The sequence below is a fragment of the Streptomyces sp. NPDC007084 genome (assembly GCF_040703595.1).
Classification (GTDB): Bacteria; Actinomycetota; Actinomycetes; order Streptomycetales; family Streptomycetaceae; genus Streptomyces.
Map to the genome: position 1 here is coordinate 68,384 of NZ_JBEYFY010000027.1, position 7,458 is coordinate 75,841.

At 70.4% G+C, this 7,458-nt stretch carries 8 protein-coding genes; all 8 read left to right on the plus strand.

Features of this window, described 5'->3' with window-relative positions:
- Nucleotides 1-259: 259 nt before the first annotated feature.
- The gene (locus AB0912_RS22120) at nt 260-1,561 is read left to right on the plus strand and encodes a sugar ABC transporter substrate-binding protein (RefSeq protein ID WP_366702289.1); all 1,302 of its coding nucleotides are present in this window, start codon (nt 260-262) and stop codon (nt 1,559-1,561) included.
- A 26-nt stretch (nt 1,562-1,587) separates the two neighbouring features.
- A complete protein-coding gene (locus tag AB0912_RS22125; RefSeq protein ID WP_366702291.1) occupies nt 1,588-2,541 on the plus strand; it encodes a sugar ABC transporter permease in 954 nt (317 codons plus the stop codon).
- 74 nt (nt 2,542-2,615) lie between these two features.
- Nucleotides 2,616-3,473 carry a carbohydrate ABC transporter permease gene (locus AB0912_RS22130; protein ID WP_366702293.1) on the plus strand — a complete coding sequence of 286 codons (858 nt, stop codon included), beginning with the start codon at nt 2,616-2,618 and terminating at the stop codon, nt 3,471-3,473.
- The gene (locus AB0912_RS22135) at nt 3,470-4,492 is read left to right on the plus strand and encodes a D-2-hydroxyacid dehydrogenase (RefSeq protein WP_366702295.1); all 1,023 of its coding nucleotides are present in this window, start codon (nt 3,470-3,472) and stop codon (nt 4,490-4,492) included. The genes AB0912_RS22130 and AB0912_RS22135 overlap by 4 nt, the downstream gene beginning before the upstream one ends.
- On the plus strand, nt 4,482-5,255 hold the full coding sequence (locus AB0912_RS22140) for a DeoR/GlpR family DNA-binding transcription regulator (protein ID WP_366702297.1): 774 nt from the start codon (nt 4,482-4,484) through the stop codon (nt 5,253-5,255). The genes AB0912_RS22135 and AB0912_RS22140 overlap by 11 nt, the downstream gene beginning before the upstream one ends.
- Nucleotides 5,256-5,314: 59 nt before the next feature.
- Nucleotides 5,315-6,163: a class II fructose-bisphosphate aldolase gene (locus AB0912_RS22145; RefSeq protein WP_366702299.1), complete on the plus strand. Its 849-nt coding sequence runs from the start codon at nt 5,315-5,317 to the stop codon at nt 6,161-6,163.
- Between the two features lie 192 nt (nt 6,164-6,355).
- Entirely contained in the window at nt 6,356-6,676 is a 321-nt protein-coding gene (locus AB0912_RS22150) for a hypothetical protein (RefSeq protein ID WP_366702301.1), read from the plus strand.
- Entirely contained in the window at nt 6,673-7,371 is a 699-nt protein-coding gene (locus AB0912_RS22155; RefSeq protein WP_366702303.1) for a polysaccharide deacetylase family protein, read from the plus strand. Before AB0912_RS22150 ends, AB0912_RS22155 begins: the two co-directional genes overlap by 4 nt.
- Nucleotides 7,372-7,458 lie beyond the last annotated feature (87 nt).

The following is a 7,458-nucleotide window of genomic DNA, read 5'->3' on the forward strand; positions in this document are numbered from 1 at the left end:
AGGCCGCCCATCACCGTCCCGCGTTCTCGCAGGTAGACGGGGCGCGGACAGTACGCGTCCGGTGCAGGCTAAGCGGGGCCCACGAGGGCGTCAAGAAAAAATGAGCAATATAAGTCAGCACGTGCTTGTTATTGACTCACCTTGGCGGCGCGGACTAGAAATCAGACATCGGGGTTGTGCCTGGCCGAATCTCCACCGCCGGCCCTGCCCCCGCATCCGGAGGACCTCACCTCCCCCTCTGACTTCTAAGGATGTGCCCATGGCTGTCGCCAGACGAGCGGTGCTGGGCGCCGCCGCTGCTGGAGCCGGCGCCCTCGGATACGCCCGCCGCTCCGGCTTCACCCCCTCCAGCACCGGATCGGGAGGCCCGGACACCCTCACCTTCTCGCTCTGGGGGAGTGACGCGGAGACCGCGGCCTTCCGGGCGCTGGCCCGGACCTTCGAACGCCGCCACCAGGGCGTACGCGTACAGATCCGCCTCGAGCCCTACGAGCAGATGTACACCAACATGGACGCCCTGCTCGCCGGCGGCCGCGCCCCCGACCTGTTCCGCTGCGACTACGCCAACCTCGGCATGTACAGCGCGAGCGGCCAGCTCCTCGACCTCAGCCCCTACTTCGGGGAACAGGACCGCGCCGCGTTCCTGCCCGCCCTCTGGGAGGCCGTCTGCCACGAGGGCCGCCCCTACGCGGTGCCCCACCACACGGATACCTCGGCGGTCCTCTACCGCAAGGACATGTTCCACGCGGCCGGGATCACTTCCGTCCCCGCATCGCTGGACGAGGCCTGGACCTGGGACGAGTTCACCGAGATATGCGCACGACTGCGCAAAAAGGTGCACGGGGTCTACCCCTTCGTCTACGGCTGGCAACAGACCGGCGCCTTCCGCTGGCTGACCTGGCTGTGGGAGGCCGGCGGGCGCATCCTCGACCAGGACCTCAGCGCCCCCGCCATCGAGTCGGCGGCGGGACTGCGCGCCCTGCGCTTCACCCAGGACTTCTTCCGCGAGGGCTTCGTCCCGCCGAACAGCTCGGTGAAGAGCGCGGCCTACCCCGATGCCCTGTTCACCGCGGGCACGGTGGCCATGAGCTTCGCCGGCGACTTCCTGCTGCCGACCATCGACCCGGCACTGAAGAAGGAACTGTACGGAGTCACCTTCCAGCCGCGCGGCCGGCAGTCCGCCACCGACCTCGGCGGCAACGCCGTGGCCGCGACCCGACACACGGACAACCCCGAACTCGCCGCCACCTTCCTGAAATTCCTGGTGGAGGAGGAGAATATGGCGCGCTTCTGCGAGCAGGGTGTCATGCTCCCCAGCCGCCGCTCCCTGCTGAACCGGCGGCTCGACTACGCGGTGCGACCCGACCTGATGTCCGTCTACGCGGAACAGGCCACCACGCTCACACCGGGCATGACCGCGCAGGTCGCCGTCCCGTCGTTCGGCCGGATCAACACCGCGCTCCAGGACGAACTGGAAGCCGCCTTCGTCAACCGGCAGCCCGCCGACGTGACCCTCCACAACATCGCCGAATCCACCCGCACCGCGCTGGCCTCCGCGTAAGGCCCCGCCCGCATCCTGGAGCCGTCATGGCCACCACCGTCTCGCCGCCGCGCGCCACGCACCCCAAGGCCCCGGTCGGCACACCTCCCTCCGCGCACCGGAGGAGAGCGGCACGATTCCGCGAGACCCTCGCCGCCTACTGCACCCTGGGTCCCAACCTCGTCCTGGTCACGGTCTTCCTGCTGGTCCCGCTCGTCATGGCGCTGGTCCTGAGCTTCCAGTACAGCACCGGACTGGCCGACCCCACCTGGGCGGGCCTGGCCAACTACCGCCAGCTCGCGCACGATCCCGTCTTCTGGCGGACGCTCCTCAACACGGGCGTCTTCTGCGTGGCGACCGTGCCGGTGGAAATGGCCGTGGGACTGGCGGTGGCCCTGCTGTTCAACAAGGTCATGCCGGCACGACCGCTGTGGCGCACACTCGTCTACCTGCCCATGGTCATCTCGGGCGTGGCCACCGCGCTCATCGGCACCCTGATGTTCGACCAGAACATCGGCCTGCTCAACAAGCTCATCGCCACGCTCGGGCTGCCCGCCATGCCCTGGCAGACCAGTGGCAGCGCCGCCATGGCCTCCGTCGTCCTGATCACCCTGTGGATGCGCATCGGCTTCAACATGGTGATCTACCTCGCCGGACTCCAGGGCATCTCACCCGAGATGTACGAGGCCGCCGAAGTCGAGGGCGCCGGGTTCTGGCAGCGGCTGCGGCACATCACCGTGCCGCTCCTCGGCCCCTCCACCTTCTTCCTGCTGATCATGAACGTCATCTACTCGTTCCAGGTCTTCGACACCGTCTACGTGATGACACTCGGCGGCCCCGGCCACTCGACGGACGTGCTGATCACCTACGCCTACCGCAACGGCTTCCAGGGCAGGCAGCAGGGCTACGCCTCGGCCATCGGCATCGTGCTGTACGTCATCGTCATGATCTTCACCGCCCTCCAGTGGCGCTTCAGCCGCAACAGGGACACCGTCGGCTGATCCCGCGCCCGCCGCTGATCCCGCGCCCGCCGCGCCCAGCCCGCCACCCCAGTCCACCGTCACGAAGGACACCGATGTCCGACACCCCACCCCGGTCCACCCCGCACGGCACGGCACCGAGACGCGACCGTGCCCGTGTGCTCCGCGCCGTCGCCGCGGCCCTGATCGGTCTGGCCATGGCCCTGCCGCTGTTCTGGATGATCCTCGTCGCGTTCTCCCCGCTCTCCGACCTCCACTCGCCGCACCTGCGGTGGTGGCCGAGCGCCCCCACGCTGGACAACTTCCGCCGGGTGTTCAAACTGCCCGTGTGGACGTGGACGATGAACTCGACCGTCATCACCAGCCTGGTCGTGCTCCTCACCGTCTCCTGCAACCTGCTGGCCGGCTACGCGTTCGCCAAGATGCGGTTCCGCGGCCGCAACACGATCTTCCTGCTCCTGCTGAGCACCATGACCGTGCCCGTACAGGTCCTGATGGTGCCCCAGTTCAAGCTCGTGAGCGCGTTCGGCATGTTCGGCAGCTTCTGGGCGGTCATCGTGCCCGCCTCCTCCACGGCCTTCGGCGTCTTCCTCGCCCGGCAGTTCATGCTCGGCATCCCGGACGAGGTCATCGAGGCGGCCAGGATGGACGGCGCCGGCCAACTGCGCACCTTCGTCACCGTCGTCCTCCCGCTCTGCAAGCCGCTCATCGCCGTGCTCTCGCTGCTCACCTTCCTCAACCAGTGGAACGACTTCGCCTGGCCGCTCACCGTCCTCAAGGACGAGCGGCTGTACACCCTGTCCGTCGGCATGGAGTTCGTCAACGGCCAGTACACCGCGGACTACGGCGCCATCATGGCCCTCGGTCTGCTCTCCGTCCTGCCCATGGTCGTCCTCTTCCTGTGCTTCCAGAAGTACTTCGTCCAGGGCTTCGCACGATCGGGAATCAAGTGACCACCACCCCCTCCTCCGTCCACTACCTCAGCACCCTCTCCTTCCCGGACCGCTGGCTCGACGAGCTGCGCCGGCGCCACCCCGGACTCGCCGTGACGCAGATTCACGCCGAGAGCCCGGCCGACATCCCCGACGAGGTGTGGCGGCGCACCGAGATCCTGCACACGGGCGCCGTCGTGCCCCGGTCCGGCGCCGACGTCCCGCGGCTGCGCTGGATCCAGCTCGACACGTCCGGCGCCGACCACCTCAAGGGCACGAGCGCCTGGGACCTCCCCGTCCCGCTGACGTCCATCGGCGGCATCTCGCCGGTGCCCATGGCCGAGTACGTCATGATGATGCTGCTCGGGCTCGCGCACCGGCTCCCGCAGACCGTCGAGATCCAGCGCGGCGGGGTCTGGCCCTCGCTGGCCGAACGCTGGAACACGCTCATGCCCCGCCGGCTGCGCGGCGCCACCGTCGGCATCGTCGGGTACGGCCGCATCGGCCGGGAGATCGGCCGCCTGGCCGGACAGTTCGGCATGACCGTCCTCGGGCTCAAACGCGGACGCGGCACACGCTCCGGGGAGTTCTTCGGCAGCGCCGCGGCCGAGGACACCGACGCCGAGCTGTACACGCCGGACGAACTGCACGCCTTCATGGCCCGATGCGACTACCTCGTGGTCACCTGCCCGCTGACCGACCAGACCCGCGGCATGATCGACGCCGCCGCGCTCGGCGCCCTCAAGGACGGCGCCATGGTCGTCAACGTCTCGCGCGGCGGCATCGTCGACGAAGCAGCCCTGCGCGCGGCGCTGCGCTCGGGCCGCGTCGCGGGAGCGGCACTGGACGTCTTCGACGAGGAGCCGCTCCCCGAGGGCCACTTCTGGTGGACCGAGCCGAGCGTCCTCATCACCCCGCACGTGGCCGGCTTCGCCCCCGACTACGAGGAGCAGACGCTGGAACTCGTCAGTGCCAACGTCGGCCGCTTCCTGGCCGGGCACGAACTGCTGAACCTGGTGGACAGGACGCATGGCTACTGACTTCTTCCTCGCGCCCCAGCGCCGGCAGGCCGTCCTCGCCCGGCTCCGGCACCGCGGCACGGTCAACGTCCAGGAACTGTCGGACCTGCTGCGGATATCGCCGTCCACCGTCCGGCGCGACCTGCGCGACCTGGAACTCCGGGGGATGCTGCGCCGGGTGCACGGAGGGGCCACGGTGCTCGACGGCACGACCGAACCCGAACAGCCGCAGCGCGCCGGGACCCACCTGGAGGAGAAGGGACGTATCGCCGAGGCCGCGCTGCGGCTCATCACCGACAACAGCACCGTCCTCATCAGTGGCGGCACCACGACGGAGACGCTGGCCGCCCGCCTCGGCGACCGGCGCGGCCTCACCGTGGTGACCAACGCCCTGCCGATCGCCCAGGTGCTGTCCGCGACGGCCACCGTGGACGTCATCGTCCTCGGCGGCGTGCTGCGCCATCGCGAGCAGTCGCTCCTGGGACACCTGGCCGAGCGGGCCCTGAGCGAACTCCAGATCGACCAGATCTTCACCAGTGCCTTCGGGCTCGACGCCGACGCCGGACTCACCGGCGCCCACGTGGACGAGGCCCAGACCGACCGGGCCCTGCTCGCGGCGGCCCGCCGCATCGTCGTCCTGGCCGACGAGTCCAAGCTCGGCCGCCGCGGCCCGGTCCGCCTGGCCCCGCTGGACCAGGTGTCCACCCTGGTGACCGACGCGGCACCCCACCACCCCGTCTGCAGCGCCCTCCGGCACCGGGGAAGCGACATCGTCAGCGCCTGAGACGCACCCCTCCCCGCCCTCGGCGATCACCGCCCGTTCGAAGATCCGAAGAAGAGACCATGCCTCTTGTTTCCACCACCGCCCTCATGGACGAGGCCGTGCGCACCGAGTCCGCCCTCCTCGCCTTCAACGTCATCACCCTGGAGCACGCCGAAGCCGTCGCGCGCGCCTGCGAGGAGACCGGCGTACCGGCCCTGCTGGCCGTCAGCCACAACGCCGTCCGCTACCACCACGACGACCCCGCCCCGCTGCTCGCGGCCTGCGCGCGCATCGCCGAACACCGCGGTACGTCGCTCGGGCTGCACCTCGACCACGTGGAGGACGCCGGCCTGGCCCTGCGGGCCCCCGACCTGGGCTGCGGTTCGGTGATGTTCGACGCCTCCCGCCTCCCGCACGCCGAGAACGTCGCGCGGACCGCCGAGGTGACCGCCGAACTGCACGCCGCCGGGGTCTGGGTCGAGGCGGAACTGGGCGAGATCGGCGGCAAGGACGGCGTCCACTCGGCCACCGCCCGCACCGACCCGGCCGAGGCCGCCGCGTACGTCCGCGCGACCGGAGTCGACGCCCTCGCCGTGGCGGTCGGCAGCTCGCACGCGATGACCACCCGGACCGCCGCGCTGGACCAGGAACTCATCGCCCGGCTGCGCGAGGCCGTGGACGTACCGCTGGTGCTCCACGGATCGTCGGGTGTGCCCGAGGACGCCCTAGCCGAGGCGATCACGCACGGCATGCGGAAGATCAACTTCGGTACGCACCTGAGCGCGGCCTTCACCCGGGCCGTGCGGGCGAACCTGGACAGCGGGACGAGCGTCGACCCGCGCCACTTCCTGGGAGCCGGCCGGACCGCCGTGACGGAGGCGGCCACCGCCCTGCTCCGACGGCTCAGCCCCGTCCCGGCCTCCACCTGAGAAACGCGGAACCTCCAGCCGGCCCGCACACCGGCCGGCCCGTACGCGACCCGCATCCGCGCTCCCTGCGGACCTGTACCCGCGCTCCCGGCCGGCCCGTATACGTGCTCCCGGCCGGCCCGCGCCCACCCTTCCGCCCGACCCCACTCACCCCGACCGGCACCCGCCCACCCGCACACGACAGGAGCCCCCATGTCGTCCTCACCGCCGCCCCTCGGCGCCCCCGTACCCGATCCGCGTGCCCTGCTGACCCGGCTCGGCCAGCGCGTCCTGGAGCGCGAGGGCATTCCGATGTTCCTCACTCTTCAGTCCGCCGCCCCGCCCACCGCACCAGCCGAAGCGGCGCCGCCCCACCCGGAGGGAGCGGAACTGTCCGGACTCCTCGGGCACTACCGTGACGCCCTCGCCCCGGAGGCCCCGGACACGGACGAACCCGCTCTCATCGAGGTGCTCCAGGTCATGGGCGCCGCACACTTCTTCCCCCGGGACGACGAGGAAGGTTCCCCCGCATGAGCCCCAACCCCCCGAGTCGCCTGCCGTCCTTCGCCGGACAGGAAGCGGGACTGCGCTCCGGCCAGTACCTCCGCGTGGTCAACTACCACAACACCCCGCACGCCGACGTGGAGAAGATCAGGGCCGAACTGGGCGAACTGGCACGGCACTTCGCCCCCGTCACCCTTGACGACCTCGACCGCTTCCGGACGACGGGCCACTGGCACAAGGACCGCCCCGGGATCATCCCCGTGTTCTACGAGGGCTACCGGAACAACGCCGAGGTCGCGGGCCCGCTGGCGGAAGAAGCCGGCCTGACGGCCTGGTTCTTCATCTGCACCGCCTTCCTGGACGTATCGGTCGCGGAGCAGTTCGACTACGCCAACGCGCACAACATCGACCTCGTGGAAGAGGACCGCAGCGGCGACCGGCTCGCGATGACCTGGGACGACGTCGCCACGCTCAGCCGTCGGCACGTCGTCACCCCCCACACCGCGAACCACGCCGAGGCGGCGTCGTTGCGTACGGCGGCGGACCTGGAACGCGAGATCTTCGCCCCCAAGCGCCGGATGGACGAGGTCACCGGCCAGGACGCCGCGAGCACGGCCTTCCTGTGGGGCACGCCGTACGGCGCGAACCCCCTGGTCGACTCCGCACTCCGGGACGCCGGGTACCGCTACCAGTTCGGCAACACCATGATCCAGCATCTCGGTTAGCGGAAAACCTCGCGCACACCAGGTCGCGGACCCCCGCACCCGGCGGGGGGGGCGGACAAGTTCCGGTAAAGGAGGCGGCCGGTGCGC

Excerpts from the sequence above, each read along its gene's own strand:
- AB0912_RS22120 (WP_366702289.1), top strand. The coding sequence starts at position 260 with ATGGCTGTCGCCAGACGAGCGGTGCTGGGCGCCGCCGCTGCTGGAGCC.
- AB0912_RS22125 (WP_366702291.1), top strand. The coding sequence starts at position 1,588 with ATGGCCACCACCGTCTCGCCGCCGCGCGCCACGCACCCCAAGGCCCCG.
- AB0912_RS22130 (WP_366702293.1), top strand. The coding sequence starts at position 2,616 with ATGTCCGACACCCCACCCCGGTCCACCCCGCACGGCACGGCACCGAGA.
- AB0912_RS22140 (WP_366702297.1), top strand. The coding sequence starts at position 4,482 with ATGGCTACTGACTTCTTCCTCGCGCCCCAGCGCCGGCAGGCCGTCCTC.
- AB0912_RS22145 (WP_366702299.1), top strand. The coding sequence starts at position 5,315 with ATGCCTCTTGTTTCCACCACCGCCCTCATGGACGAGGCCGTGCGCACC.
- AB0912_RS22150 (WP_366702301.1), top strand. The coding sequence starts at position 6,356 with ATGTCGTCCTCACCGCCGCCCCTCGGCGCCCCCGTACCCGATCCGCGT.
- AB0912_RS22155 (WP_366702303.1), top strand. The coding sequence starts at position 6,673 with ATGAGCCCCAACCCCCCGAGTCGCCTGCCGTCCTTCGCCGGACAGGAA.